The sequence below is a fragment of the Gordonia sp. NPDC003950 genome (assembly GCF_053605205.1).
Map to the genome: position 1 here is coordinate 46402 of NZ_JBSGIT010000016.1, position 26254 is coordinate 72655.

Below are 26254 nucleotides of genomic sequence, written 5' to 3' on the forward strand. Positions count from 1 at the left end.
CAGCCCATCCCAGCACGGAGAACCTCATGCAAATGATCCCCTGCCCCCACTGCGGGCCGCGTGAAGAGATCGAATTCCACTACGGTGCCGCCGCCGGCATCGCCTACCCGGCACAGCCGGAGTACCTCGACGACGCCGACTGGGGTGCCTACCTCTTCTACCGTCCCAACCCGAAAGGTGCACTCGCCGAACGCTGGTGCCACAGCGCCGGATGCCGGCAATGGTTCACCATCACCCGCGACACCGTGACCTACGCCTTCACCGGCGGACCCACCGCATCAGCGATCACCGCATCGTCCTCCACTGCATCGGCCCCCACCGAATCTGCCCCGACTGCAGCGGCCGCCACCTCCGAGGCCCTCTCATGACCCGCTCACTCACCGGCATGCGTATCCCCACCGGCGGTCGCATCGACCGCACCCGGCCGATCGACTTCGTCTTCGACGGCGTCACCTACTCCGGATACGCCGGCGACACCCTCGCATCCGCGTTGCTCGCCAACGGTATTCACACCATCACCAGCAGCGTCAACCTCGGTCGCGTTCGCGGCATCACCGGTTCCTGGTCCGAGGACGCCACCGCACAGGTCGGCATCGACGCCCCGTACAGCGAACCGATGGTGCCCGCCACCACCATCGAACTGTGCCCCGGAATGGTGGCGCACGGCGTCCCCGGGCGGGGCAAGCTTTCCGCCGACATCGACGCGGCCCGTTACGATTCCCTGCACCATCATCCCGATGTGCTCGTCGTCGGCGCGGGTGCCGCCGGTCTGATGGCGACACTCATGGCCGGGCGCGCCGGAGCACGCGTCATGCTCGTCGACGAACGCCCCGAGGCCGGCGGCATCACTCCCGGCGCGCCGTGGGTGGCCGACGCTCTCGCCGAAATCGATGCACTACCCACCGTCACCCGCCTGCAACGTACCACCGCCTTCGGCGCCTACGACGACGGTTTCGTCCTCGCAGTCGAGCGCCGCACCGACCACCTGCAGCGTGTCGACGACGCCCCGGAGATCTCCCGCCAACGCATCCACCGCATCCGGGCCCGCCGCATCGTCGTCGCGACCGGTGCCCATGAGCGTCCGATCATGTTCGCCGCCAACGATCTTCCGGGTGTCATGCTCGCCGGTGCCGCCGCCGACTACCTCCACCGCCACGGAGTGCTGGTCGGACACCGCGCCGTCGTGTTCACCGCGGGCGACGCCGCCTATGCGGATGCCTTCGCACTGGCCGAGGCGGGCGTCACCATCTCCGCCATCGTCGACGTCCGAACCCAGGTGTCCGACGATCTGCACGACACCGCTTCCCGCCGCGGCATCACCATCCGCACCGGCGACGCCGTCACCTCAGCGCTGGGTACCGAGCATGTCAGCGGTGTCGAACTCCGCGACGGCACCCGCCTGGACTGCGACACGGTCCTGGTCTCCGGCGGCTGGAATCCGGCCGCCCACCTGTGGAGTCAGCTCCGCGGAACCATTGCTTTCGACGCCGCCGCGGCCGCCTTCCTGCCGACGGGCTCGCTCCCCGGCGTCGAGATCACGGGTGCTGCAGCAGGTTTGCTCACGATCGGGTCGTGCCTCACCGACGGCCGACGCGCCGGTCTCGCCGCCCTACGCTCGCTTCGGATTCCGCTTCCGGAGTTGCGGGTCGTTCCCCGTACCGTCGACCGCACCCCCGCGGCCACGGCCACCTACTGGCGCGTCCCCGAGGCCGACCCCACGATCTCGTTCGTCGATCTGCAACGTGACGCCACCGTCGCCGACATCGAACGCGCCGTCGGGGCCGGGATGTCCTCGGTCGAACATGTCAAGCGCTACACCACCATTGGTACCGCGCATGATCAGGGGAAGACATCCGGTGTCGTGGCCTCCGGCATCGTCGCCGAGCTTCTCGGTATCGACGTCTCCGACGCCGGCACCACCACCTTCCGGCCGCCGTACACACCGGTGTCCTTCGCCGCGCTGGCCGGCCGCGACCGCGGTGACCTCTACGATCCGATCCGGCGTACACCGCTGCACGCGTGGCATATGGACCGCGGCGCTGTCTTCGAGGACGTCGGAGCGTGGAAGCGGCCCCGTTTCTATCCACGCGGAGGCGAGGACATGGACACCGCGGTGCTTCGTGAATGTGCCGCCGTGCGTTCCGGTGTCGGAATCCTCGACGGTTCCACCCTCGGCGTCATCGACGTCGCCGGCCACGACGCACCCGCCTTCCTCGACATTCTCTACACCAACCTGATGAGCAGCCTGAAGATCGGCAAGATCCGCTACGGCGTGATGTGCGGACCCGACGGCATGGTGAAAGACGACGGCACCGTGATGCGGATCGCCGAAGACCGCTACACCGTCTACACCACGACCGGCAACGCCGCGGCCATCCTGGACTGGATGGAGGAGTGGCATCAGACCGAATGGCCGCATCTGCAGGTGTTCACCACCTCGCTCACCGATCACGTGGCCACCTTCCCCGTCGTCGGCCCACGCTCGCGCGACGTCGTCGGCGCGGTCTTCGACGACCTCGACGTCACCAACGATGCCTTCGCCTTCATGGACTGGCGCGACACCACGTACCGGGGCGTCCCGATACGGATCGGCCGGGTCAGCTTCTCCGGTGAACTCGCCTATGAGGTCAACGTCGCCGCCGAGTACGCCGAGGTTCTCTGGCGCGCGCTGATCGACGCGGGCGAACCGCACGGCATCACCCCGTACGGCACCGAGACCATGCACGTGCTGCGCGCGGAGAAGGGCTATCCGATCATCGGGCAGGACACCGACGGCACGGTCAGTCCCCACGATCTGGGCATGGGTTGGGTGGTGTCGAAGAAGAAGCCCGACTTCATCGGCAAGCGCTCCTTCTCCCGGCCGTCCAATCAGGACCCGTTGCGCAAGCATCTGATCGGGCTGCTCCCCGTGGACGGGCAGACGAAACTCCCCGAGGGATCGCAGATCATCGCGCACTGCGCCGATCGCCTCCTGCCGCCACCTCCGATCCCCATGCTCGGCCACGTCACCTCCGGTTACCTCAGCGCCGAGCTTGGCCGACCGTTCGCCCTCGCCCTCGTCAAGGGTGGTCGCGACCTGATCGGTACCCGCCTCGACGTTCCCGTCGGTGACCGCCTGATCGAGGTCGAGGTCACCTCACCAGTTTTCGTCGATCCCGAAGGAGCCCGACGCGATGGCTGACGCCACTTCTACCTCCCTGCAACCGGTTTCGCCACTCGCACGGTGGCGCGACAGATTCTCCACCCTTGCCCCGGCCATTCTCCTCGCGGAATCACCGGTCGCGCAGGTCGTCGTGCGGACCACCGACGCCACCGTGATCGCCCAACTCGACCTTCCCGCCGCATGCCAGGTCCGTCGCGCCGACGACGAAGTCGCGATCTGGCTCGGACCGGACGAATGGTTGCTGTGTCGTCCCGGCGTCACCGGTCACGACTACCTCGCCGAGATCGCATCGAAGCCGACCGACACCTCCGGCGTGTACCTGATGGACGCCACCGGCCAGCGCACCCGACTCCTCCTGGGCGGTCGATTCGCCACCACCATCCTCGCCCACGGCTGCGCCATCGATCTGCATCCGGAGTCCTTCGGACCGGACGAGGCCGCGCAGACGCTACTCGCGCAAGCCGGAATCATTCTGCACCGCAACTGCACCGGCGACGAAGAGACCGATCCGCAGTTCGCGGTGTTCGTTCGCACGTCGTTCGCCGACTACCTCGCCCACTGGCTCGTCGACGCGTCGGTGGAGTACGTGACCAGCCCAGAAAGCGCACGCTCATGACCACCACCTTCATCCTCACCCTGCGTTGCCCGTCGCGCAGCGGCATCATGCACGCCGTCTCGTCGTTCCTCTACAGTCACGGCTGCGAGGTCCTCGATCACCGGCAGTACGACGACCCGGTCACCCACACCCTGTTCGTCCGAACAGAATTCGCCTCCGCTCGGGAATCCAGCGCGGCGGACATGACCCGCGCCTTCGATCACCTCGCCGCCGGCATCGGCGCCGAGTTCGAGATCAACGACCAGTCACCGCAACACATCCTGGTGATGGTCTCCAAGCTCGGTCACTGCCTCAACGACCTCATCTTCCGCTGGCGGGCCGGCACACTCGGCGGTGACCTGGTCGCCGTGGTGTCCAATCACACCGACCTCGAACCGATGGCCACCTCGGCCGGCCTTCCGTTCCATCATGTGCCGGTCACCCCGGACACCAAGGCGCAGGCCGAGTCCCGGCTCCTGGAACTCACCGACGCCCACAACGCCGACCTGGTGGTACTCGCCCGCTACATGCAGATCCTCTCCGACGAGACCTGCACTGCCCTGCGTGGCCGCGCCATCAACATCCACCACTCTTTCCTGCCCGGATTCAAGGGCGCCAAGCCGTATCACCAGGCACATCAGCGCGGCGTCAAATATGTCGGCGCCACAGCCCATTACGTGACGCCCGACCTCGACGAGGGACCGATCATCGAGCAGGAGGTGATCCGCATCGATCACACCCACGACCCCCGGCGGCTCGCCACCGTCGGCAGCGACGCCGAAGCCCTGGCGCTGTCCCGGGCGGTGCGCTGGCACAGCGAGAACCGTGTCCTCATGAACGGCACCAGCACGGTGGTGTTCAGTTGAGCCACTCCCACCGCCCCGACCCGCGTGATCCGCACCCCCACCAGAAAGACCTCCCATGAGCACACCGAAAGTCGTGATCGTCGGCGCCGGCATCGTCGGTACCTCCCTCGCCGACGAGCTCACCGCGCGCGGCTGGACCGACATCACCGTCCTCGACCGCGGCCCCCTCTTCGCCACCGGCGGATCGACCTCGCACGCACCGGGTCTCGTCTTCGCCACCAACCCGTCAAAGACCATGACCGAACTCGCCTCCTACACCTGCGAGAAGTTCTCTGCGCTCGAACACCCCGACGGTTGGTGTTTCAACCACGTCGGCGGACTCGAGGTCGCCACCACCGACGTCCGGTGGGGCGACCTGCACCGCAAGGCGGGTTGGGCGGCCTCCCGCGGCGTCGACCACGAACTCCTCACGCCCGAGCAGTGCGCCGCCAAGTACCCGCTCCTCGACCCCGACCTCATCGTCGGCGGCCTGTTCACCCCGCGTGACGGGCTGGCCAAGGCGATGCGCGCCGTCGAGGCGCAGGCCACCCGCGCCGCAAGCCGCGGTGCCCGATTCGTCGGGCATCAGGAGGTCATCGACGTCGTCGAGGAGAACGGCGAGGTGCGCGGCGTGCGTACCGCCACCGGCGTCGTCGACGCCGACATCGTGGTGTGCTGCACCGGATTCTGGGGCAAGGAGTTCGGACGGCGTGTCGGTTTGACGATCCCACTGGTGCCGATGGCCCACCAGTACGCCTACACCACACCCCTGGAATCCCGTGCGGGCGTCAACTCCGCACTCGCCGAGGCATCCCTGCCCATCCTGCGCCACCAGGATCACGACCTCTACTACCGCGAACACGGCGACCGCCTCGGCATCGGCTACTACGGTCACCGTCCGATGCCGTCGGATGTCACTGCCCTCGACTACGATTCGACGATCTCCCTCGACGAGATGCCGTCGAAACTGATGTTCACCCCCGACGACTTCGCCGAGGCCTGGGAGCAGACCACCCGCCTCATCCCGGAACTGGCCACCGGCAAGGTCGACGAGGGATTCAACGGCATCTTCTCCTTCACACCCGACGGGCACTCGGTGGTCGGCGAGCACCGCGACCTGTCCGGATTCTGGGTCGCCGAAGCCGTGTGGGTCACCCACTCCGCGGGCATCGCCCGCACCCTGGCCGAGACGCTGGTCGAGGGCACGCCCTCGGTCGACACCCACGAATTCGACCTGTACCGCTTCGAAACGGCGGCCCTCACCGACGATTTCATCCTCACCACCAGCTCACAGTCCTTCGTCGAGGTCTACGACGTCATCCACCCGCACGATCAGCGCAAGGCACCCCGGCAGGTCCGCACCAGCCCGTTCTACGACCGGCAGGCCGCGCTCGGCGCCGAGTTCTGGGAGGCCGGCCTGTGGGAGCGTCCCGCCTGGTTCGAGTCGAACCGGCATGTGCTGGACGCACTCGTCGCCGACGGAATGACCATCCCGCAACGGGATTCGTGGTCGGCGCGGCACTGGTCGCCGATCGCGGTTGCCGAGGCGGCCCACACCCGCAGTCACGTCGCCCTGTACGACATGACGCCACTGACCCGTTACGAACTCGCCGGTCCCGGTGCGCTGGATCTGTTGCAGCGGCTGACCACCAACAACCACGCGAAGTCGGTCGGGTCGGTGACCTACACCTTGATGCTCGACGAGAACGGTGGTGTGCGTTCGGATCTCACCGTGGCACGCCTCGCCGAGAACGTGTTCCAGATCGGCGCCAACGGCCCCATCGATTTCGACTGGATCAGCCGGCATCTCCCCGCCGACGGCAGCGTCACCCTGCGCGACATCACCGGCGCCACCTGCTGTCTGGGCCTGTGGGGACCGCTGGCCCGCGACGTACTGGCACCGCACACCCCCACCGACCTCACCAATGACGGCCTGAAGTACTTCCGCTGCGTGGCCACGACCATCGGGTCGATCCCGGTGACGCTGATGCGCGTGTCCTACGTCGGCGAATTGGGTTGGGAGATCTACACCGACGCCGAGTACGGACGCGGCCTGTGGGATCTGCTGATGACCGCCGGCGCCGACCAGCAGATCATCCCGGCCGGCCGTATCGCGTTCAACGCGCTGCGCATCGAGAAGGGTTACCGGTCGACGGGCACCGACATGACCACCGAGCACACCCCCGACGCCGCCGGTCTGGGTTTCGCGGTGCGGATGACCAAGGACGACTTCATCGGCAAAGACGCACTTGCCGAACGGCAATCGTCGGTTACCCTGCGTACCATCGCGTTCACCGACCCCGCCGCCGTGGTCCTCGGCAAGGAACCGGTCAGCGTCGACGGCACCGTTCGCGGTTACGTCACCAGCGCGGGCTGGTCACCCACCTTCGGCGCATGCCTGGCCTATGCGTGGCTGCCCACCGACACCGCCGACGGCACCTCCGTTCAGGTCGCCTATCTGCAGCACACCTACGAGGCCGTCGTCACCGCCGACCCGGTCGTCGATCCCCAGATGAATCGAATCCGGAAGTAGGACAACCCATGACGAAACCCGTCGGCACCGACCAATCGATCACCGGACGATTCCGGTCGATCACCCGACCGCAACTGGACCCGACCGTCTTCGGTGTCACCGCCGCCCTCGTCGTCGGATTCCTCATCTGGGGTCTGCTCGCACCGGACAACCTGGCGTCGGTCGGCGCCACCGTGCTGGCCTGGATCACCGCCAATCTGGGGTGGCTGTTCGTCCTCGCCGCAACCGGTTTCGTGATCTTCGCGGTCTGGCTGGCCGTCAGCAGGTACGGCCGCATCCCGCTCGGCAAGGATGGCGAAAAGCCCGAGTACCGCACGATCAGTTGGATTGCGATGATGTTCAGCGCCGGAATGGGCATCGGCCTGATGTTCTTCGGCGCCTACGAACCGCTGTTCCACTACGTCGAGGCCCCACCCAACACCGACGTCAACGACATCGGGGTGGCGATGGCGACCACGATGTTCCACTGGGGATTTCACCCGTGGGCAATGTACGCCGTCGTCGGCCTGGCCATTGCCTACAGCACCTACCGCCTCGGCCGCACCCAGCTGATGAGCGCGGTGTTTGCCCCGCTGCTCGGCGGTTCCACCAACGGGCCGGTCGGCAAACTCATCGACATCCTGGCGATCTTCGCGACCCTGTTCGGCACCGTCGCGTCATTGGGACTCGGTGCCCTGCAGATCGGTTCGGGCCTGAGCAAGATCGGCTGGGTCGACGAGCCGTCGACGATGCTGCTGGTGGCGATCATCGCCATCCTCACGGCCTGCTTCGTCGCCTCGGCGGTGTCCGGCATCTCCAAAGGTATTCAGTGGCTGTCGAATACGAACATGGTCCTTGCGGTGATCCTGGCCGTCTTCGTCTTCGTCGTCGGCCCGACCGTCTTCATCCTCAACGTGCTGCCCACCACCCTCGGCGCCTACGCCAACGACATCACCGCCTTCTCGGCACGATCGTCGGCCACCGTGGACGCCGACGGCGCGGCCTGGCTGTCGAGCTGGACGATCTTCTACTGGGCGTGGTGGGTGTCGTGGACCCCGTTCGTCGGGATGTTTCTGGCGAAGATCTCCAAGGGCCGCACCATCCGCGAGTTCGTGGTCGGCGTGATGGTGGTGCCGACGGCGGTCTCGCTGGTGTGGTTCGCGATCTTCGGTGGCACCGCCATCCGTGAACAGATGACCGGCGTCCTGGGATTCAACGCCGCCACCGCGGCCAGCGAGGACACCCTCTTCGACGTGTTGTCACACCTACCGTGGACCGGGATCGCCTCGGCGTTGGTGATGATCCTCGTCGCGATCTTCTTCGTCTCCGGCGCCGACTCGGCGTCTCTCGTGATGGGGACACTGAGCGAACGCGGGGCGCACGAGCCGACCCGCGCGGTCACCATCTTCTGGGGCACGGTGACCGGCGCGGTGGCCGCCCTGCTGCTGGCGATCAGTGGCGACGACGGCCTCAACGGCATCAAACAGATGGCGATCATCGCGGCGTTGCCGTTTCTCATCGTGATGATCGGGATGTGTGTGTCGCTCTACCTCGACCTGCGGCACGACCCGCTGATCGTGGCCCGGACCCAACTCACCGAGCAGGTCGACGAGCACGTCCGCCGGCAGGCCGAATCGATCGCCACCGGCGAGATGGACGTGGTGACCGTCGTCGACGACGAGGTCGTCGCCGTGGCGGAGACCGTGACGTCCGCGGAGACGCCATGACGCTGGCCCACCCACCACGCACCCGCAACGGCGCGGGTGCGTTCCCGGGGGTGCCGCCGCGGTCGTCTACAGTGGGCACCATCATGGCCACGCAGGAGAACAGGACCGGCGACGAGGCCCCCACGCCGTCCGGAGCCGTCCAATCCGTCGATCGTGCACTGGCCGTCCTGGAACTCATCGGCGCGATGGGGTCGGCGGGCATCACCGAACTGGCCGCCGAACTCGGCGTCCACAAGTCGACGGTGTCGCGCATCGTGGGCTCGCTGGAGTCCCGTGGCTTCGTCGAGCCCGAACCCGGCAGCCGCAAGTATCGCATCGGTTTCACCGTTGTGCGCCTTGCCAGTTCGACCAACGCCTCACTCGATCTGTCCAAGCAGGGCCAGGAGATCTGCGAGAAGCTGGCCGGCGAGTTCGGTGAGACCACCAACCTCGCCGTCCTCGGCGGTAATCAGGCGGTCAACATCGTTGAGGCACAGGGCACCTCGAGTGTCGCCCTGCAGACGTGGGTGGGTCAGACCTCACCCGCGCATGCCACGTCGTCGGGAAAGATGCTGCTGAGCGCGTTGTCCGACAACGAGATCCGCGAACTGTTCGCCGGCGGCCTCACCCGCTACACCGATCACACGATCACCGACATCGAGGCACTCCTGGCCGATCTGGCGCAGGTCCGCGAGCGCGGGTGGGCCATCGCCGACGAGGAACTCGAGGTCGGTCTGGTCGCGATCGCCGCGCCGATCCGTGATCAGACCGGCGCGGTGATCTCGGCCCTGAGCGTGTCCGGGCCGCGGTACCGCGTCGACCCCGACCACGCCGCGGACATCGCTGCCCAGGTCACCGCCGCAGCATCAGAACTGAACTCGCGCTTCGGCTTTCGGGGTTGATACTCCGCCTCCGGCCGGCGGCCACACCATCGGCCGGAATCGAGCACCGACGGCGGGCCGGGCGACCGTTGCCCGCGGTCAGTTCGCGATCGACGACACCGGCGCCGCCGACGAACCCGCCGGTCGATCACTGGCGCTGCGGAAGAGCACCGACTCCAGCGCCCAGCGGCCGGATCCGATGAAGACGAGCAGCAGCAGCGACCAGCAGAACAGTGCCGCCGAGTCGCCGTCGTTCTGGATCGGAAGCATCCCGTCGCCGAGATGCTTCCAGAAGTAGGCCACGGCCATCGACCCGGAACCGATGAATGCAGCGATCCGCGTTCCGACGCCCAGCATGACCATCAGCCCGCCGACGAGCTGAATCGCCGCCGCCCACCAGGACGGCAACGACCCGAACTCGGCGGTGGAACCGCCGTAGGGCGCGACCGGCCAGGCGAACAGCGTGGACGTGCCGTGGCAGAAGAACAGGAAGCCGACGATGATCCGGAAGATCCCGATAGCCCAGGGCGCAGCCTTAAGTGAGGTAAGCATTGCCTAACTATCGCAATGCTTGCATGATCAACCAATAGCTGTGAGGTAACTGTGAGCTACCTCACGGGAGCGGATCGCCCGCCGTCAGCTCCCCCGCTTGATCCATTCCTCAAGGTGGGGGGCCTCCTCGGCGATCGTGGTGCCGTCCCCGTGACCGGTGTAGACCTTGGTCTCGGGATCGAGGACGAAGATCTTGTCGCGGATGGATTCGATGATCGTCGGGAAGCTCGAGAACGAGCGCCCCGTCGCCCCGGGGCCACCCTGGAACAGGGTGTCGCCACTGAAGAGCACTCCGGCCTCGGGCACGTAGATCACCGACGACCCCGGCGAATGCCCGGGCGTGTTGATCACCGTCAACGTCGTCCCCGCGACCTCGATCTGCTGCCCGTCGGACAGATCCTCGTGCTCGACGTCGGGATGGGTGTCGTTCCACAGCATGTCGTCACCGGGATGCAGCAGGATCGGCGCGCCGGTCTCTTTGGACAGTTCCGGTGCCACGGTCACGTGGTCATTGTGGCCGTGCGTGAGCACGATCGCCTTGACTGTGCGGTCGCCGACCGCCGCCAGGATCGGCGCCGCCGAATGCGCGGCGTCGATGATGACCACCTCGTCGTCGTTGCCGACCAGCCAGATGTTGTTGTCGACATCCCAGGTCCCGCCGTCGAGCGAGAATGTCCCCGACGTGACGACATTGTCGATACGCAGGTCGCTCACTGCTTGACCTCGACCACCGAGCGCAGCACCTTGCCGGCCTCCATCGCCGAGAACGCGGCCTCGACGTCGCCGAGTCCGACCCGTTCGGTGACGAACTTCTCCAGCGGCAGCCGACCCTGCTCGTAGAGGTCGATGAGCATCGGGAAGTCGCGCTCGGGGAGGCAGTCGCCGTACCACGACGACTTCAGCGAACCGCCGCGGGAGAAGAAGTCGACCAGCGGCATCTCCAGGGTCATCTCCGGGGTCGGCACCCCGACCAGGACCACGGTTCCGGCCAGATCCCGCAGGTAGAAGGCCTGCTTCCAGGTCTCCGGGCGGCCCACCGCGTCGACGACCACGTCGACACCGAAGCCGTCGGTGAGGTCCTGCACGGCTGTGACGACGTCGTCGACCTCGGCACCGTTGATGGTGTGGGTGGCACCGAGATCCTTCGCCCACTCCAACTTCGAGGCGTCCCGGTCGATCGCGATGATCGTGGTGGCACCGGCCAGTCGCGCGCCGGCGATCGCCGCGTCACCGACACCACCGCAGCCGATGACGGCCACCGAATCGCCACGGCCGACGTTGCCGGTGTTCATCGCGGCGCCGAGGCCGGCCATCACACCGCAGCCGAGGAGCCCGGCGACGGCCGGGTCGGTGTCGGGGTTGACCTTGGTGCACTGACCCTCGTGGATGAGGGTTTTCTCGATGAACGCCCCGATGCCCAGGGCGGGGGTGAGTTCGGTGCCGTCGGCCAGCGTCATCGCCTTGCTGGCGTTGTGGGTGTTGAAGCAGTACCACGGGCGTCCGCGCTTGCAGGCGCGACACTCGCCGCAGACGGCGCGCCAGTTGAGGACGACGAAGTCGCCGACCTCGACGTGGGTGACGTCGGACCCGATCGCCTCCACGACGCCGGCCGCCTCATGGCCGAGGAGGAAGGGGTACTCGTCGTTGATCCCGCCCTGCTTGTAGGCGAGGTCGGTGTGGCAGACGCCGCAGGCAGCGATCTTGACGATCACATCGTGCGCACCCGGGTCGGGAACCACCACGTCCACCAGTTCGGTCGGCGCATTCTTGCTGCGCGAAATAACTCCCTTGACCGTCTGCGACATATCCGCTTCTCAATCCTCTCGATGACAGAAACCGTTGACACCTGCGACATGCACGTGCCGTACCCAGTGTTGTCGGGGTCGGGAACACATGCATCCATCCGAATGGATGGTTCTACCTAGACGAAAGTACAGCCCGGCCCGACCGCATTCCTTCGGCCCGCTGTTATTGGGTGACGATGCCCGCACTCGCCGCGAGCAGGCCCGCCTCCCCACGGTTGGACACCTTGAGCTTCTGCAGGATCGCCGTGACGTGGAACTTCACCGTGCTCTCCGACACTCCGAGCGCCGCGGCGATCGCCTTGTTACGGCGGCCGAGTGCGAGGTGCCCGAGCACCTCCACCTCACGGGGATTCAGCGCCGAGAGCCGATCCTCGTCGGGCCGGGCCGCCGACGCCGCGAGCGGAATCCGCGCCGACACCCGCGTCCCCCACCCGGGGATCGACTCCACCTCGAGCTCCCCGTTGAGCGCCTGCAGCCGACCGGCCAGCTGCCGGGCGAGCAACTCGCCATCGAGCTCACCCGGTCCCTGATCACGGATGTCGACGACGAGGTCATCGCCACTGCTGTCCCACTCGATGCGCACCCGCGCCAGCTCCGGTTGGGCGGCGACGGCCACCGCCGCCGCGCGCACGATGGCCCGCGCACCGTGTGCGATCTCCCCGGGCAGCGGACTGCCGTCGACCGACGGGCCGACGTAGTCGACGTCGGCGGCAAGGTGACGCAAGGCCGGTTCGAGTTCGGCCTGCAGCCGACGAAACGCCGTGGTCACCGCTTCGGTGGCGAGCTTGCGGTCGGTGTCACCGACCGCGCGCAGGGTGATCAGCGCCGACGATGCCGTCTCCGCGGCCGTCGACCGCGCCGTCCGATCGTCCAGGTCGCGCGAACGCAGGGTGCCCAGCACGGACGCCAGAGTGTCCTCGTGCGCCTCAGTGAGCTGCGCGATCGTCCGGGCGCGCTCACTGGACGCGGCCCGCGATTCGGCCAGGTAATCGGGACTCGCCTGGGCGACCTGCTGCCGGATCGACACCGCGACGATCGCGAACCAGGCCGCCAGCAGCTCCTTCGACGTCCCCGTCCCCGATCTGCTCCGTCTGGGGACCAGCACCAACAGTGTGTCGGTCGCGTCGCGAACGGCGCGGATCGGCCGGCGCGCACCACCGAGGACGGCGTCGAGTTCACTCACCTCGCCGACGCCGACGGTGTTCTTGATCTGATCGAGTTCGTCGATGGTGGCGCGCTCGACGATGTCCGGGGTCCCGGCCACCTTGCGCGGTCGTCCGGTGCATTCGCGGGTGAAGATGATCAATGCCTCGTGGGCATCCGTCGGCGCGAGGAATCGCGAGAATCGCACCGCGATCTCGGGCAGCGGACCGTCGATGACGGCGCACAATTGCTGCCACTGCCCGATGGGCGAGGCGAGACGCGGTTCGATACTCACCGGTCCATTGCACCCCGCCGGCGGGCCGGGTGCCAAACGTCGGGTTACCGCGGCGTCGCCTCAGCGAGTCACTTCAGTGCGGCGAGCAACTGCGCCTTCGTCATCGACGAGTACCCCTTGATGCCCTTGGCCTTGGCCTGCGTACGCAATTCGGCGACGGTGGGACCGCTCCGCGACGCACGCTGTGTGGCCTTGGCGGGGGTCTGCTTCGCGGGGGTCTGCTTGGCGGGGGTCTGCTTGGCGGGTGCAGGTTTGGCGGGAGCAGCCTTCGCCGGCGCGGGTTTGACGGGCGCAGGCTTGGCCGGATCGGGTGTCGCCGGGGCGGGCTTCTTCTCACCCGGTGCCGCCACACCCCATGCGGCGGTGGCCTTCTGCGCCGGACTCTTACCGTCCGACGACGGTGGGGTGGACAGTGTCGACGACGCCGGTGGGGTGGACGGCGCCGCTGTCGGCGGAGTCGCGGGGGTCGACTTCGGTTGCGCTGCAGGCTTCGTGGCAGGCTTTGGCTCCGCCGGTTTCTCGGCAGCGGGTTTCTTCTCGGCAGGCTTGGACTCGGCCGGTTTCGACTCGGCGGCCTTCTTCTCGGCCGGCTTCGTTTCGGCCGGTGTCGCGTCCGCCTTCGGCTCAGCAGACGTCAGCCTCGGGCCCTTGTCGGATCCCAGTCCAACGACCTTCAGCAGTTCGGTGCGCAGATTCGCGACGTCACGTTCGGAGCGTTTGATGCGTTTGCGGGCCGCCTTCTCCACTCGTGCCAGTTCGGTGGTCAGTCGACCGATCTCGGACTCCAGCCGCGCAATGGCCTTGTCCTTCTTGCTCTCACCGGTCTTCTTGAGTTCATCGGTCTTCTTGAGTTCATCGGTCTTCTTGGGTTCGCCGGCCTTCTTACCCGCATCCTTCTTGCCCACGCCCACATTCCTCCCATACCCGCCTACCTCGGCCGGGTCTCAGGGTAGTACCCTGCGTGCGCACGAGGCAGGTGTCTGCGGCGTTCGGCGTGTTCGCCCGACGCACCCCGCTACCTCGCCGGCCTCGATCTCCACAGGTACACCGCGCAACCGACCACCGACCACCCGGCGAGCACCAGGAACGGCCAAACATATTGGTGATCCGGGAAATACACGGCGGTGTGCTGCGCGTTGACCGATGCTCCGGGCGGTAACCATCCACCGATGGTGGCCAGCAGGCGCGGAAGCAACGGCCACGACACCGCCCCTCCGGAGGACGGATTGCCCAGCAGCACCATCACCAGCCAGGTCGGGATCATTGCCCACCGACCGAACAATGAACTGAACATCGTGAACACCATGCCGCAGGTGAACAGCGTCAACGTGAGGATGAACCACGACTCCACGAACGGCAGGTCCAGCGCTCCGAGAAGCCAGTCGGCGACCGCGGCCATCCCGAATCCACCGAGTATCGAGTACGCCGCGGTGAATCCGATTCTCTCCCAAGGTCGTAACGACCTGGCGTGCACTCCGAGTTGTACGGCGCCGACGAATCCGACGATCACCGACGCGAGCGTCATGTAGAAGATGGTGAGCCCGTGCGGATCTCCGTGCTGCAGCGGCTTGATGTCGGTGACGGTGAATCCGGCCTTCTCCAGAACCGGCGGCATCGACTCCTCCAGCAGGGTGACCACCGTCTGACCGGAGGCGCCGCTCACGTCGAGAGCGAGATGCGTCGACCCCGACCGCGTCTCGATGATCGCGAACACCTTCTGGTCATCGATCAGCTCCAGAGCCTCCGACCGCTCGTCCACATGCCGCACCTGGAGCGAACTTCCCAGTGCGACTTCGAGTTCGGGCTCCAGCGTCGCAGCGGTCGACGGCGCCAGGGTGCCGACGACGACGATCGGGATGTTCTCCGGTTTGGGGTTGGCCGTCGCGTACGTGTAGGACGCGACGAACAGTGTTGCCGCGCAACTCAGGATCAGCACCAGCACGGTCGCCGGCAGAAACCGGGAGCCACGGAATTCGTCCCATGCCCGACGCACTCCGGTGTCAGTCATCGTCAGCCGAATCGGCGCGCGATTCGAGGCCGTGACTCACGGCGCGCCCGATGACGTCCTCGTACAGATCGGCGTTGTCCGGTGCGGTGGTCAGGGTGAACACCAGCGCTTCCGGTGTGCTCACGAGTTCGGCGTGAGCGGCGCCGTCACCTATCTCGAGCGTGCCGGTGCCGGTCGCCGCCTCCCACCGGGTGACCGACCGCCGACTCAGATGCGAGGCGAGTTGGTTGTCGTAGCGGGCCGCGCGATCGGTGGCCACCGTCGCGATGCTGGTGATGGTGTTCAACGTGAATTCCTCTCTCACCGTGCGGCGGTCGGCACCTGCGCCGACATCCACGGGTACACCGTCCGGGCGTTGCCTTCGCCGATCGCGCGTCGTCGTCGGCTGTGGCAGTGGCGGTCTCGATGCCGCGGCGGGTGTCACGTTACTCGGATGACATCGAGGAGCGGATCGACGGCGCAACGTGACGGCGCTCTCCCCACCACTGACGGCGCTCACCTGAGCGCTGTCAACGTCATGGCAAGCGCCGTCAACGGAGAACGGGATACCTCGATCGGACCGCCTTGCCGACCACTCGGCGTAGCGTGGTGCCAGAAGGAGGCACCATGGCCGCAGACAACAAGCCCGCCGACGATCCCGGACCGTCGGTCAAGGACGACGAACTGTACGAGAAGCTCCGCGATGAGGGGAACTCCAAGGAGAAGTCCGCCCGCATCGCGAATGCCGCAGCCGCCCAGGGCCGTTCGAAGGTGGGCGCGCGTGGCGGACACTCCGGCTCCTACGAGGACTGGACCGTCGACGAGCTGCGCTCGCGCGCAAAGGAACTCGACCTGACCGGGTACTCGTCGATGAAGAAGGACGAACTCATCGAGGCGCTGCGAGAGCACTGACCTCGACGTCGCCCGCGGCACCGACCAATTCGTCACCGCACCGTTCCCACCCCCACAGGGTCGCGCACGCCAGGAGCACCGGGAACCATCGGCCGCTGAACGCGTGCACGCCACGCAGTTCGGCGGCCAGCGCCCGGGTGTTGATCCGCACCCGACCGCCGTCGTCGACGCGACCGAATGCTCTACGCCGCAGTCCCATTCGGTTATCGGACGATCCCGCCGCACCGTCCCCCACCCGCAGACAGGTGTAGTCGTGGGGATCGTGCAGCGTCAGTCCCTCGGCGTCGACGACGATGATCATCGGTGCCCCCGGTGGGTGCCGAACACCCGGCGGTGATAGGTCAGCGGTTCGGCGACCTCGTGATCCGCACCGATCACCTCGCCGAAGATCACCGTATGATCGCCACCGACAGCGAACTCTGTTGCGGTGCAGGCGACCCAGCCCGAGGTGCCGTCGAGGGCAGGAAGGCCGTCACGTCGCCGCCAGCCGACACCGTCGAACTTGTCACGGCCCTTGCGGGCAAACGCCAGCGCCACATCCGATTGCTCGGACGCCAACACGTTGACCCCGAATCGTTCCGACTCCCGGATCAGCGCGAGCAGTTCGGAATCACCGTCGAGCGCGACCGCCACCATCGGCGGCCCCATCGACAGCGACATGAACGCACTGACCGTGGTGCCGTGCGGCCGGTCACCGTCGAAGGTCGTGATGACGGTGACCGGCGTGCACACATGAGCCATCGCCTCACGGAAACCCGTTGCCACCGAATCAGGTCGCGCAAGTTGCGGACTCATCCATTCACTCCTTCTGTATCCAACCCGCGGCAGCAGGCCGTGCCGTGTCAGCCCTTGGCCGAGACTTCCTGCTCATACTTGCGGGTCATGTGGTCGACGGCCTCCATCTGTTTCTTCGCATGACCCTCGCGCACCGACCGCGCCAGCGCAGCGGCATCGAGGGTGGGCTGGGCCTGCTCCTGGAAGTGCGGGAACACCTCGTCGGCGAACAGTTCCGCCGACCTCCTGGTGTCCTCGGGATTGGCCCAGTCATGACCCATCTGCAGCATGCAGCCGAAGCCGCCGGATTGATCCCACAGCCGCTGCACCTGCGCCCGCGCCTGCTCTGGTGTGCCGATGACGCCGATGCCGGCCTCGTTGATGAAGTCGATCATCTCCGTCAGCCGACTGCCCGACACCGCCATCTGCGGGAATGCGGCCACATGCTGGAAGTAGTCGAACCATTCCTCGATGCCGTACTCCACCTGCTTGCGGGCCTGCGCCTCGGTTTCGGCGATGTGGAACGGCCCGGCCAGACGCCACTGCGACCGGTCGACGCTGGTGCCGTGGGTCTGCGCCCGCTCCTCCATCACATTCCAGTGGTGGGCGAGCGCGTCGAACCCGTCGGCCGACAGGGTGGCGCCGATGGAGATCAGCCCCAGTCCGTAGCGACCGGCCAGACGCGGCCCCGTCGGCGAGGCGACCGCGGCGAGGGCGATCTCGATGCCGCCCGGCGAATACGGCGCGAGCTGCAGCTTCGCGTCGAACAACTCATGAGTGCGGGTCTTGGCGCTCACCGTCTCACCCCGCATCAACCGGACGACGATGTCGAGGTTCTCCGACAGCAGTTCACGCGTGTCGGTCGGGTCGAGACCGATCATCGCCGAGTCCGTCGGCAACGAGCCCGGCCCGATCCCGAACACCGTACGGCCCCGCGTGAGGTGATCGAGTTGCATGATCCGATCGGCCGCCCACAGCGGATTGTGATAGGACAGCGACGTCACGCCGGTCCCGAAGGTGATCCGCGGCGCCCGCTGGGCGGCGGCGGCGATCATGATCTCCGGCGACGCGATGATCTCGCTGCCCGCGGAGTGATGCTCGCCGTACCAGACCTCGTCGTAGCCGAGTTTGTCCAGGTGGACGGCCATCTCCAGATCACGCTCGAGAGCCGCGGTCGGATTGCGTCCGGGAACGTGGAACGGGGCCATGAAGTAGCCGAAGCGAAGTCTGCTCATCGTGTGTTTCTCCTGGTCATGTGGTAATGCGAGGGTGTCGTACCGGAGTCCGGTGCGCGCTGAGATCACCGTAGACGCGCTGTGACCGACACCACAGTGCACCAAAGTGGACACTCCTCCTTGCACCTGAATCCCGCGTCGAGTTTCATGGGTTCGGGGCACCTGTGGCATGGATCACAGGAGGCGCACCTGATGCACGACGTCGACACCCGCGAGTCACTGCCGAGCGCGGAGTACGAGCGGATCTTCGCGGTGCTCGACATATGCGAACAGGCGGCCACCCTCGAGCACTTCAAACACACCCTGATGGACGCGCTGCACACGCAGTACGGGTTCCCCAACACCACATTCCTGGCGGGGCCGACATTTCGCAGCGCGTTCGCCGACTCGGACCCGGTCACCACGGGCAGGATCACGCCGATCATCGACGAGTACCAGACGGGCTGGTATCGCACCGACATGTTCGCATCGGCCGAATCCTTTGCCGCCCTGCAGGGTCCGCGCGCCATCTCGCACCGTCAACTGCGGCGCTTGCCATCGACTGCGGTCGAGTACCTCGAGGGCTTCCTCTACCGACGACGCCTGCACAGCGCCGCCGTCCTGCACCTGGGACTCGCCGCCGATTGCCATGGACTGATCGGCATCTTCGACTCCGAGGGCAAGGACCTGCCGCCGACTCGTGTACACGCACTGGGGTTGTTGGCGGGGCAGTTGTCGGCACAGGCCAAGTCGATGCCCGGGAACCCGGTGCCCGACTGGCGCACCCACCTCACCCCACGCCAGCAGGAGATCGGCGCTCTGGTCTCCGACGGTCTCACCAATGAGGAAATCGCCGCCGTGCTGCGCCTGGAGGTCGACACCGTCAAGAAGTACGTCAGCCGGATCTTCGCTCTGACCCACGTCCGCAATCGGACCGAGTTCGTCAAGCTGGTCTACACAACACCGGCCTGACCTCGCATAACGCCGACGCGGCTGATCCTCGTCGGCGCGGCGCCCTCACGTTCACGCGGTCTGTGCAATGACCGCTCCTGGCGCGGGCACCGCGCGGACACGAAACACCCGCGCCGACACCGTGTTTGATGGCCTCAGGGCGGGGTCACGGCAACAGCCCGGACCGGCGCGCCACGACGACCGCTTCCAACCGGCTCGCCGCACCCAGTTTCCGCATCGCATCCTTCATGTAGCCCTTGGCGGTCTGCACGCCGATTCCCAACGACTCGGCGATCCGCGCATTGGGGTACCCCAGTGCGGCCAACGCCACCACGTCCTGCTCCCGCGCGGTCAATTCGACGGCGTCGGTGTCGGGACCGGCGTCGAGCAAGCCGTCGGTGATGCGGGCGATCGCGTCGGCGATGTCGGCGTCGTCGACCGACCTCGCGAGTTCCCGTAACTGCGTGTACGCCTGCGTCATCCGGATGCGGAGGGCATCGGCGTCGGGGTCGGCGGCCGCGGTCTCCACCGAGGTCCGCGACGCCACGATCTGTTGTTCCAGGGTGCGGGCCTCCAGGGCCAACGCATCCAGCGCCCGGCCACCGATCGGGTCGTCGGTGTGCAGTGCCCCGTAGATCACCGCGACGGGTTCGCGGTCGACGATGACCGGCGCCGCCGCCATCGCACGCAGACCCTCGGTTTCGATGACGGCGTTGTAGCGGTGCGTGATCCGCGGGGTCCGCAGGTAGTCGTCGACGACGAGCGGCCGGTTGGTGGCCACGACCTTGCCGCCCAGCCCGTGCCCGATGTCGACGGCCACGCCGTTGAGGGCACCGACGGTCGGCCCGACGAACTGGCTCAGCCGCAGAGCCCGACCCCTCTGCACGATGCCGCCGAAGGCGAGCGAAACCCCACTGACCCGACGCAGACGACGCAACGCATCGGTGACCGGCGCAGCCAACGACTCGGGCATACGTCACCTCCTGTGCTGTCTGCCGACCCTCTCCGGGATTGACGCCCTGTGCCCGCGCGGCCAGACCACGGCCGGCAAGTGTGACTCAGCTTACTCGGGCCCACCACCACCATTTCGCCCGCCGGATACCGATATGAACGCGGCGTGAGAGGTCTCCCGTGTCGATATACGACGCGAGTGCCCTCTGACACCGCGTTTGTATCGCCGCTCGGCCGGACCATGCGATATAGACGGGACGGCCGGGCCGGACGGAAGCGATAATCTCCTCCGATGCCCTGAGCCATCCCGGTTATATCGCCACTCGGATCAGTGCACGGCCGGCGAGACGAAATCCGTTGGGGCCACATGCCTCACGTCAGCCACCAACCAGCCGCCGGACCGACTCGGGAACCCGATGTCCGGTGGCGGTGATCGGATCGTCGAAGACGGTGCGTGTCGGCACCACACCGGTCCAGTTCTCGGTCTCGACGCCGGGACCACCGATGCGCGCCTTCGCGATCCACTGCCCGTCGACGATCGGGATGCGCAGGGCGATGGTTGCCGCCCGTTCCTTGCGGGTGATCTCCGGGGCCTCGGCGACGCGCCCGGGAATCAGCTTGTCCGACAGCACTTTCAGCGCCGCGACCTCGTCGTCGGCGCGCTCGGGGATGCCGCGGATGACCGCCGACCGATAGTTCGCGGAGTGATCGAACAGCGCATCGGCGACGACGATGCCGTCGAGGATGAACACGGTGAACGTGGACGGAACGCCTTCGGCGACATGACGCAGGGCGCCGGCGGCGATGGATCCGTGCAGCAGGAGCGCGTCGCCGTCGCGGGCGAACAGCATCGGCACCGACCACGGCCAGCCATCGATCACCGTCGACAAGGTGCCGACCAGCGTGGAGTCGAGGACCTCGTCGAGCAGCGCCCGATCACCGCCGCGATGCGGTTTGCGGCGCAGACCGCCGAGCGCCGCGGGTTCGTCGGCGTGGCGGTCCGCAGCTGATGTCGGGTCGGAGGTCATGCACGCATCGTCGCCCTGCAGCCAGGACGCCGCAACCGAATTCCCACCAGAACCGCCGGACTATCGCGGACCGAAGTTGTCCGCAATCACCCTTACCGTCGACAGCGTCAGTTCACTTCACCCCACACCAGAAGGACTCACCATGGCCGGCACCTACACCCCCCGTCACCCTGTCCGTCGATGTCACCGGCGAGAAGGAGGAACTGCTCACGCTCCTCGACGACCAACGTCAGGTCTTCCTCGTGACACTCCGCGACCTCGACGACGCCCAGGCACGGACGCGCACCACCGTCAGCGAACTCACCCTCGGCGGACTGCTCAAACACCTGACGCTGGTCGAGCGCGGTGCCACCGAGACGATGACGGTCCGCGACGAGGAGGCCACCTTCGACATGTCACTGATGGAGCACGCCTACGAACTCACCGACGACGAGACCCTCGACGACTGGCTCACCGCCTACCGCGAGGCGGCGGCCGCCTACGACCGCGCCGTGGCCGGGCTCGATCTGGACGACCAGATCCCCCAGGAGACCGCGCCGTGGCAGCCCGAACGCGAATGGTGGTCGGCGCGCAAGATGGTGCTGCACATGCTGCGGGAGACCGCCCATCACAGCGGCCACGCCGACATCATCCGCGAGGCGCTCGACGGACAGACGACGATGTCGGCATTGTTCGACTTCGGCGACGCGGTCTGAGACGGGACTCCGGCAGAAGGGCCGGTGCGTATACATCGCACCGGCCAATCCCGGCGTTACTTACCTGTAGTCCGATCGGGTGGAATTGTCCGACGGTCGGCCGAATACCCCTATTCTTGGTTGCCCCTGCTGAGAGCGGCTCCCGATACTGATGGCTCGGGGATCACCACAACGCCGTTCATTCGTGTTCATCCGACCGTGAACGCGAGCTTCGACGCAGGAGACCAGATGTCGTATTACCCGCCCGGGCCACCCACGTATCCGCCGTCAGTGCCGTTCGGAGCCGTGCCGCCGGAACCGCAACCCCGCAATCGCCGCAACCTCACGATCATCCTGGCGGCCATCGTGGCGGTGCTCGCGTTGGTGTTCTCCGGTGTCGTCTTCTACGTCTACAAGCACAACAAGGACGGCTTCGAGCTTCCGTTCCTGTCCTTGACGTCGGCGGACGCACCGGGCGACCAGCCGTTCATGGCGCAGCCGAACCTGACCAACCGGCCGATCGACAACGGCCTACGGCTCTCGGCGAACACCGGCGCGCAGGATCAGGGCACCCGGACGGTCAGCGGCACCACGCCGGGTCTGTACATGGGCGGCTCCACCACCTGTGATCCGGCGGCGCTGGGCAACTATCTCGCGCAGAACCCGAGCCAGGCGTCGGCGTGGGCGAGCGTCTACGGCATCAGCCCGTCGGCGATCCCCTACTACCTCGACTCGTTGACCCCGGTCGTGCTGACCGCGGACACCTGGGTGACCAACTACAGCTACGCCGGTGGTTCGGCGGTGCCGTTCCAGGATGTGCTGCAGGCGGGCACCTCGGTGCTGGTCGACAGTTCCGGTGTGCCGCGGGTGCGCTGCCAGTGCGGTAACCCGCTCGCACCGCCGGCGTCGGTGCCGATCGGTGGGTACCGCGTGCGTGACACCGCGTGGCCCGGCTACCAGGTCAACTACATCACCCGCGTCGCCTACAACACGCAGAACGTCACGGTCATCAACAACACGACGACCATCGTGACCCAGGCCCCGACGCAGGCATCGGCTCCCGCCGGAACGTCGCCGTTGCTGACCCTGCTCAACCCGGACACTCGCCAGCTCGTCGAGCGGACCGTCGGCGGACTGCTGGATCTGTCGGGTCAGCCGCCGCTGGCCGAGCCGCTGCCCACCCCGGCCGCGCTCAACGTGCCGTTGCAGGTGAACAACGACGAGGGCGCCCGCGCTCAGGGTCTGGCCGGGGCCGGTGAGACCGGCGCGGCACCCGAGGTCATGTCGATGGCCGAGAGCAATGGCAACGTCCCGTCGGTCGAGAGTGAGACGACCGACGAGAACGGTTCGACCAACGCCGCAGGCGAGACCACCGCTCCCGGTGAGTCCTCGGAGTCGTCGACGGAGTCGAGTTCATCGAGTTCGAGTAGCAGTTCGTCCTCGTCGGAGGCGCCGTCGCCGACCAGCTTCAGCGGCAGTGGCGACTCGATCGGCTCCTTCACCTTCGAGGAGGACGGTTCGACGGTCAGTTGCTCGGCACCGTCGGAGGAGACGACCGGATCGGTCAGCCTCAGCTGCAACGACGGAGTGTCCCGGACCGTCTACCAGAGTTCGCTGTCGCAGTCGTCGGTCACCTCGGCCACCGATTCGACCGGCGTGTGGCATGTGTCCCTGTCGGGCGGTTCGACGTCCTCGGCGGCGGTCATCTCGGCCTCGTGGCAGACGCTCACCGCGCTGACCACCACGACCGAGACCACCGAGGAGACGACGACGTACGAGACGCCGGAGACCACCACGGAGACGACCACCGAGGAAACCACCACGGAGGAGACGACCACCGAGGAGTTGCCGGAGACCACACCGGCGGGCTGACGCCGGGCTCGGCCCAACGCGAGAACGTCCCCGTGAGCGCGGCTCACGGGGACGTTCTGCTGTGATCGGCGAGGTGTGCCGGTCACCATCTGTTCAACGCGCAGCGGACGTCGCGGCGACGATCCCTACCTGTACCAGCCGGGCATGGTCGTCGACGACGAGGACGTCGGCCGCCAGTCCCGGCCGCAGATCGCCGACACCGTCGAACCCGAGGGTGCGTGCCGGTGTGCGCGAACACATTTCGACTGCGGCGATGAGCGCCTCGGCGGTCACGATGTCACCGCCGGACAGTCCGCGGGCGGCGCGCCGGAACAGCAGGGCCATGGTCGCGGTGCTGCCCGCGATCGCCCCGGTGTCGCGGACCCGCGCGACCCCGTCGATCACGTCGACGTCGAGGACCCCGAGCCGGTAGGACCCGTCGGACATGCCTGCCGCGGCCATCGCATCGGTCACCAGCGCGACCCGGCCCACGCCGGCGACCCGCTCGACGTAGGTGGCGAGGTCACGGTGGATGTGGACGCCGTCACCGACGAGTTCGACGGTCACCCGCTCGTCGGATAGGAGGGCCAGCACCGGTCCGGGTTCCCGGTGGCGCAGTGGCCGCATCGCATTGAACAGGTGAGTACCGACCCGCGCGCCGGCGTCGATGGCCGCACGGGTGCGGTCGTAGGTGGCCTCGGTGTGGCCGAGGGCCACCACCACGCCGGCGTCGGCGAACTGCCGAACGGCGTCAATGCCGCCGTCGAGTTCCGGTGCGAGCGTGACCATTCGGATGGTCTCCCCACCGACGCGCAGGATGTTCGCGATCTCGGCAGAATCCGGGTCGCGCAGGGTGGCCGGGTCGTGGGCGCCGCATCGCGCGTGCGACAACCAGGGCCCTTCGAGGTGGATGCCGGCCACCACACCCGCCTCGACCAGTGGCCGCAGGCGCCGGACGTGCGTGATGAGGTCGTCAGACGACGCACTGACCACACTCGCCAATGTTGTTGTGGTTCCCTGGGATCGGTGGAATTCGACGGCGGTGTGGACCTCGGCGGTCACGCCGTCGGTGTAGCTTCCACCGCCGCCACCGTGGACGTGCATGTCGACGAAGCCGGGGACGAGCGTGGCCTCTGGAAGATCACGATCGGCGGGGCTCGGCGGGAGTCCCTCCCCGACGTCGGCGATGCGTCCGTCCTCGACGGCCAGCCACCCCGGCTCCAGGGCGCGCCCGCCACTGATGATCCTTGCCGCCGTGACGATCTCGCGGGAAGTCATCTCGCAGGAAGTCACAGTGTCTCCGTCACCTTGCGCAGCCCGCGTGGGGTGTCGGGGTCACCGCCCCGCGCGATGGCCAGGTGCAGGGCCAGTTGCTGGAACGGAATGATCTCCAGCAGCGGCGAGAGTGCCTCGGGAGCGCCGACGGGAAGTTCGACACCGCCGGTCAACTCGGACACGTATTCCGTTGCGCCGACGCCGAAGACGTCGGCGTCACGTTCGGCGAGACGTTCCAGGACCTGGACCATCGCCGCACCGCCGGCACCCTGCGGCACCACGGCGAGCACCGGGACCTGCGGGTCGACGGTCGCCAGTGGTCCGTGCAGGAGATCGGCACCGGAGAATGCCTGCGCCGACAGGTACGAGGTCTCCATCAGCTTCAGCGCGGCTTCCCGCGCCGTCGGATAGGAGTAGCCGCGGCCGGTGGTCACCAGCCGTTGGGCGAACCGATACCGTTGCGCCACAGCACGAATACGAAGCTCGCCGCCCAGTACCGTGGCCGCCAGATCGGGCAGGGCGTGCGCATCGGACCCGTCGCGGCCGGCCATCCCTTCCGACAGCAGGTACAGCGCCAGGAGTTCGGCAGTGTAGGACTTCGTTGCGGCAACGGACTTCTCGGCTCCGGCGTGGACCCGGACCTCGAGTTCGGCGGCGTCGGCCAGCGGTGAGGAGTCGGCGTTGGTGATGGCGAGGGTCATCGCTCCCTGTTCACGGGCCACCTGCACCGACTGCACGAGGTCGGGGGAACCGCCGGATTGGCTGACGGCGACGTAGAGGACGTCACGCAGATCGGGGCGGGCGCCGTAGACCGTCATCGTCGACGGGGAGACCAGTCCGGCGGGCAGTCCGTGCCGGATCTCGATGAGGTACTTGGCGTACAGCGCGGCGTGATCGCTGGTGCCGCGGGCCACGAACTGGACGAAGCGGGGTTTCCTCTCGGCGATATACCGTGCGACGGAAAGTATTTCGTCGGCTCCCTCGCGGAGCAGTCGTTGCCAGGCGTCGGGTTGTTCGGCGATCTCGGCGGCCTTCAGGTGGCCGGGCTGGTCGGTGACGGGTGTTCGGGTGAGGGTGTTCATGAGTGTTCTCCTTGAGGTGTGAGGCCGACGTCCGATGCGAGACGCAGGTGGCCGGACC

25 protein-coding genes are annotated in these 26254 nt (G+C 67.2%); 11 read left to right on the plus strand and 14 right to left on the minus strand.

What is annotated here, in order from left to right; all coding sequences use genetic code 11:
• Positions 1 to 32: 32 nt before the first annotated feature.
• The 7 genes from ACWETB_RS15265 (at position 33) to ACWETB_RS15295 (ending at position 9723) form a co-directional block, all read left to right on the plus strand.
• The gene (locus ACWETB_RS15265; protein ID WP_452212030.1) at positions 33 to 368 is read left to right on the plus strand and encodes a sarcosine oxidase subunit delta; all 336 of its coding nucleotides are present in this window, start codon (positions 33 to 35) and stop codon (positions 366 to 368) included.
• Positions 365 to 3181: an FAD-dependent oxidoreductase gene (locus ACWETB_RS15270; RefSeq protein WP_452212032.1), complete on the plus strand. Its 2817-nt coding sequence runs from the start codon at positions 365 to 367 to the stop codon at positions 3179 to 3181. The genes ACWETB_RS15265 and ACWETB_RS15270 overlap by 4 nt, the downstream gene beginning before the upstream one ends.
• The gene (locus tag ACWETB_RS15275) at positions 3174 to 3779 is read left to right on the plus strand and encodes a sarcosine oxidase subunit gamma (RefSeq protein WP_449742499.1); all 606 of its coding nucleotides are present in this window, start codon (positions 3174 to 3176) and stop codon (positions 3777 to 3779) included. Before ACWETB_RS15270 ends, ACWETB_RS15275 begins: the two co-directional genes overlap by 8 nt.
• On the plus strand, positions 3776 to 4624 hold the full coding sequence (gene purU / locus ACWETB_RS15280; protein WP_449742498.1) for a formyltetrahydrofolate deformylase: 849 nt from the start codon (positions 3776 to 3778) through the stop codon (positions 4622 to 4624). The genes ACWETB_RS15275 and purU overlap by 4 nt, the downstream gene beginning before the upstream one ends.
• Positions 4625 to 4679: 55 nt before the next feature.
• Positions 4680 to 7136, plus strand: coding sequence for a GcvT family protein (locus tag ACWETB_RS15285; protein ID WP_452212034.1), 2457 nt, complete (start codon positions 4680 to 4682; stop codon positions 7134 to 7136).
• Between the two features lie 8 nt (positions 7137 to 7144).
• Positions 7145 to 8842, plus strand: a complete 1698-nt coding sequence (locus ACWETB_RS15290; protein ID WP_449742496.1) for a BCCT family transporter — start codon at positions 7145 to 7147, stop codon at positions 8840 to 8842.
• An 83-nt stretch (positions 8843 to 8925) separates the two neighbouring features.
• Positions 8926 to 9723, plus strand: coding sequence for an IclR family transcriptional regulator (locus ACWETB_RS15295; RefSeq protein WP_452212110.1), 798 nt, complete (start codon positions 8926 to 8928; stop codon positions 9721 to 9723).
• A 78-nt stretch (positions 9724 to 9801) separates the two neighbouring features.
• Here the strand turns inward: ACWETB_RS15295 and ACWETB_RS15300 are convergent, their stop codons facing one another.
• The 7 genes from ACWETB_RS15300 to ACWETB_RS15330 all read right to left on the minus strand — a co-directional run bounded on the left by ACWETB_RS15300 (position 9802) and on the right by ACWETB_RS15330 (position 15791).
• Complete coding sequence (locus ACWETB_RS15300) at positions 9802 to 10254, minus strand: DoxX family protein (RefSeq protein WP_452212036.1); 453 nt, start codon at positions 10252 to 10254, stop codon at positions 9802 to 9804.
• A gap of 84 nt (positions 10255 to 10338) precedes the next feature.
• Entirely contained in the window at positions 10339 to 10968 is a 630-nt protein-coding gene (locus ACWETB_RS15305; RefSeq protein ID WP_348805695.1) for an MBL fold metallo-hydrolase, read from the minus strand.
• On the minus strand, positions 10965 to 12059 hold the full coding sequence (locus tag ACWETB_RS15310; RefSeq protein WP_449742494.1) for an S-(hydroxymethyl)mycothiol dehydrogenase: 1095 nt from the start codon (positions 12057 to 12059) through the stop codon (positions 10965 to 10967). The genes ACWETB_RS15305 and ACWETB_RS15310 overlap by 4 nt, the downstream gene beginning before the upstream one ends.
• A gap of 163 nt (positions 12060 to 12222) precedes the next feature.
• The gene (locus tag ACWETB_RS15315; protein ID WP_452212112.1) at positions 12223 to 13491 is read right to left on the minus strand and encodes a LuxR C-terminal-related transcriptional regulator; all 1269 of its coding nucleotides are present in this window, start codon (positions 13489 to 13491) and stop codon (positions 12223 to 12225) included.
• 74 nt (positions 13492 to 13565) lie between these two features.
• Positions 13566 to 14402, minus strand: a complete 837-nt coding sequence (locus tag ACWETB_RS15320) for a Rho termination factor N-terminal domain-containing protein (protein ID WP_452212039.1) — start codon at positions 14400 to 14402, stop codon at positions 13566 to 13568.
• A gap of 110 nt (positions 14403 to 14512) precedes the next feature.
• On the minus strand, positions 14513 to 15505 hold the full coding sequence (locus tag ACWETB_RS15325) for an ABC transporter permease (RefSeq protein ID WP_452212041.1): 993 nt from the start codon (positions 15503 to 15505) through the stop codon (positions 14513 to 14515).
• Positions 15498 to 15791, minus strand: coding sequence for a DUF2218 domain-containing protein (locus ACWETB_RS15330; protein WP_452212043.1), 294 nt, complete (start codon positions 15789 to 15791; stop codon positions 15498 to 15500). The genes ACWETB_RS15325 and ACWETB_RS15330 overlap by 8 nt, the downstream gene beginning before the upstream one ends.
• Positions 15792 to 16111: 320 nt before the next feature.
• Between ACWETB_RS15330 and ACWETB_RS15335 the strand changes: the two genes are divergently transcribed.
• Positions 16112 to 16396, plus strand: coding sequence for a DUF7218 family protein (locus ACWETB_RS15335; protein ID WP_348809282.1), 285 nt, complete (start codon positions 16112 to 16114; stop codon positions 16394 to 16396).
• On the opposite strand, the gene ACWETB_RS15340 is transcribed toward ACWETB_RS15335, so the two are convergent.
• From ACWETB_RS15340 to ACWETB_RS15350, 3 genes are read right to left on the minus strand one after another with little or no spacing between them, the layout of a single operon-like run.
• Entirely contained in the window at positions 16371 to 16697 is a 327-nt protein-coding gene (locus ACWETB_RS15340) for a hypothetical protein (RefSeq protein ID WP_452212045.1), read from the minus strand. The genes ACWETB_RS15335 and ACWETB_RS15340 overlap by 26 nt on opposite strands.
• Positions 16694 to 17191, minus strand: coding sequence for a flavin reductase family protein (locus ACWETB_RS15345; RefSeq protein WP_452212047.1), 498 nt, complete (start codon positions 17189 to 17191; stop codon positions 16694 to 16696). Before ACWETB_RS15345 ends, ACWETB_RS15340 begins: the two co-directional genes overlap by 4 nt.
• 47 nt (positions 17192 to 17238) lie before the next feature.
• The gene (locus tag ACWETB_RS15350; protein ID WP_348809280.1) at positions 17239 to 18405 is read right to left on the minus strand and encodes an LLM class flavin-dependent oxidoreductase; all 1167 of its coding nucleotides are present in this window, start codon (positions 18403 to 18405) and stop codon (positions 17239 to 17241) included.
• Between the two features lie 192 nt (positions 18406 to 18597).
• On the opposite strand from ACWETB_RS15350, the gene ACWETB_RS15355 reads away from it, so the two are divergent.
• Positions 18598 to 19356 carry a helix-turn-helix transcriptional regulator gene (locus ACWETB_RS15355; RefSeq protein WP_452212049.1) on the plus strand — a complete coding sequence of 253 codons (759 nt, stop codon included), beginning with the start codon at positions 18598 to 18600 and terminating at the stop codon, positions 19354 to 19356.
• 145 nt (positions 19357 to 19501) lie between these two features.
• Here the strand turns inward: ACWETB_RS15355 and ACWETB_RS15360 are convergent, their stop codons facing one another.
• Entirely contained in the window at positions 19502 to 20308 is an 807-nt protein-coding gene (locus ACWETB_RS15360) for a helix-turn-helix transcriptional regulator (protein WP_348809278.1), read from the minus strand.
• 355 nt (positions 20309 to 20663) lie between these two features.
• Positions 20664 to 21314, minus strand: coding sequence for a pyridoxamine 5'-phosphate oxidase family protein (locus ACWETB_RS15365; RefSeq protein WP_348809277.1), 651 nt, complete (start codon positions 21312 to 21314; stop codon positions 20664 to 20666).
• A gap of 242 nt (positions 21315 to 21556) precedes the next feature.
• Between ACWETB_RS15365 and ACWETB_RS15370 the strand changes: the two genes are divergently transcribed.
• Positions 21557 to 22009, plus strand: a complete 453-nt coding sequence (locus ACWETB_RS15370) for a mycothiol transferase (RefSeq protein ID WP_452212052.1) — start codon at positions 21557 to 21559, stop codon at positions 22007 to 22009.
• Positions 22010 to 22237: 228 nt separating this feature from the next.
• On the plus strand, positions 22238 to 23860 hold the full coding sequence (locus ACWETB_RS15375; protein WP_449742486.1) for a DUF6777 domain-containing protein: 1623 nt from the start codon (positions 22238 to 22240) through the stop codon (positions 23858 to 23860).
• 93 nt (positions 23861 to 23953) lie between these two features.
• Here ACWETB_RS15375 and nagA read toward each other — a convergent pair whose 3' ends face one another.
• Together nagA and ACWETB_RS15385 are read right to left on the minus strand one after the other, a co-directional pair.
• On the minus strand, positions 23954 to 25117 hold the full coding sequence (gene nagA, locus ACWETB_RS15380; RefSeq protein ID WP_452212114.1) for an N-acetylglucosamine-6-phosphate deacetylase: 1164 nt from the start codon (positions 25115 to 25117) through the stop codon (positions 23954 to 23956).
• Between the two features lie 11 nt (positions 25118 to 25128).
• Positions 25129 to 26196, minus strand: a complete 1068-nt coding sequence (locus tag ACWETB_RS15385) for an SIS domain-containing protein (RefSeq protein WP_452212054.1) — start codon at positions 26194 to 26196, stop codon at positions 25129 to 25131.
• Positions 26197 to 26254: the final 58 nt, after the last annotated feature.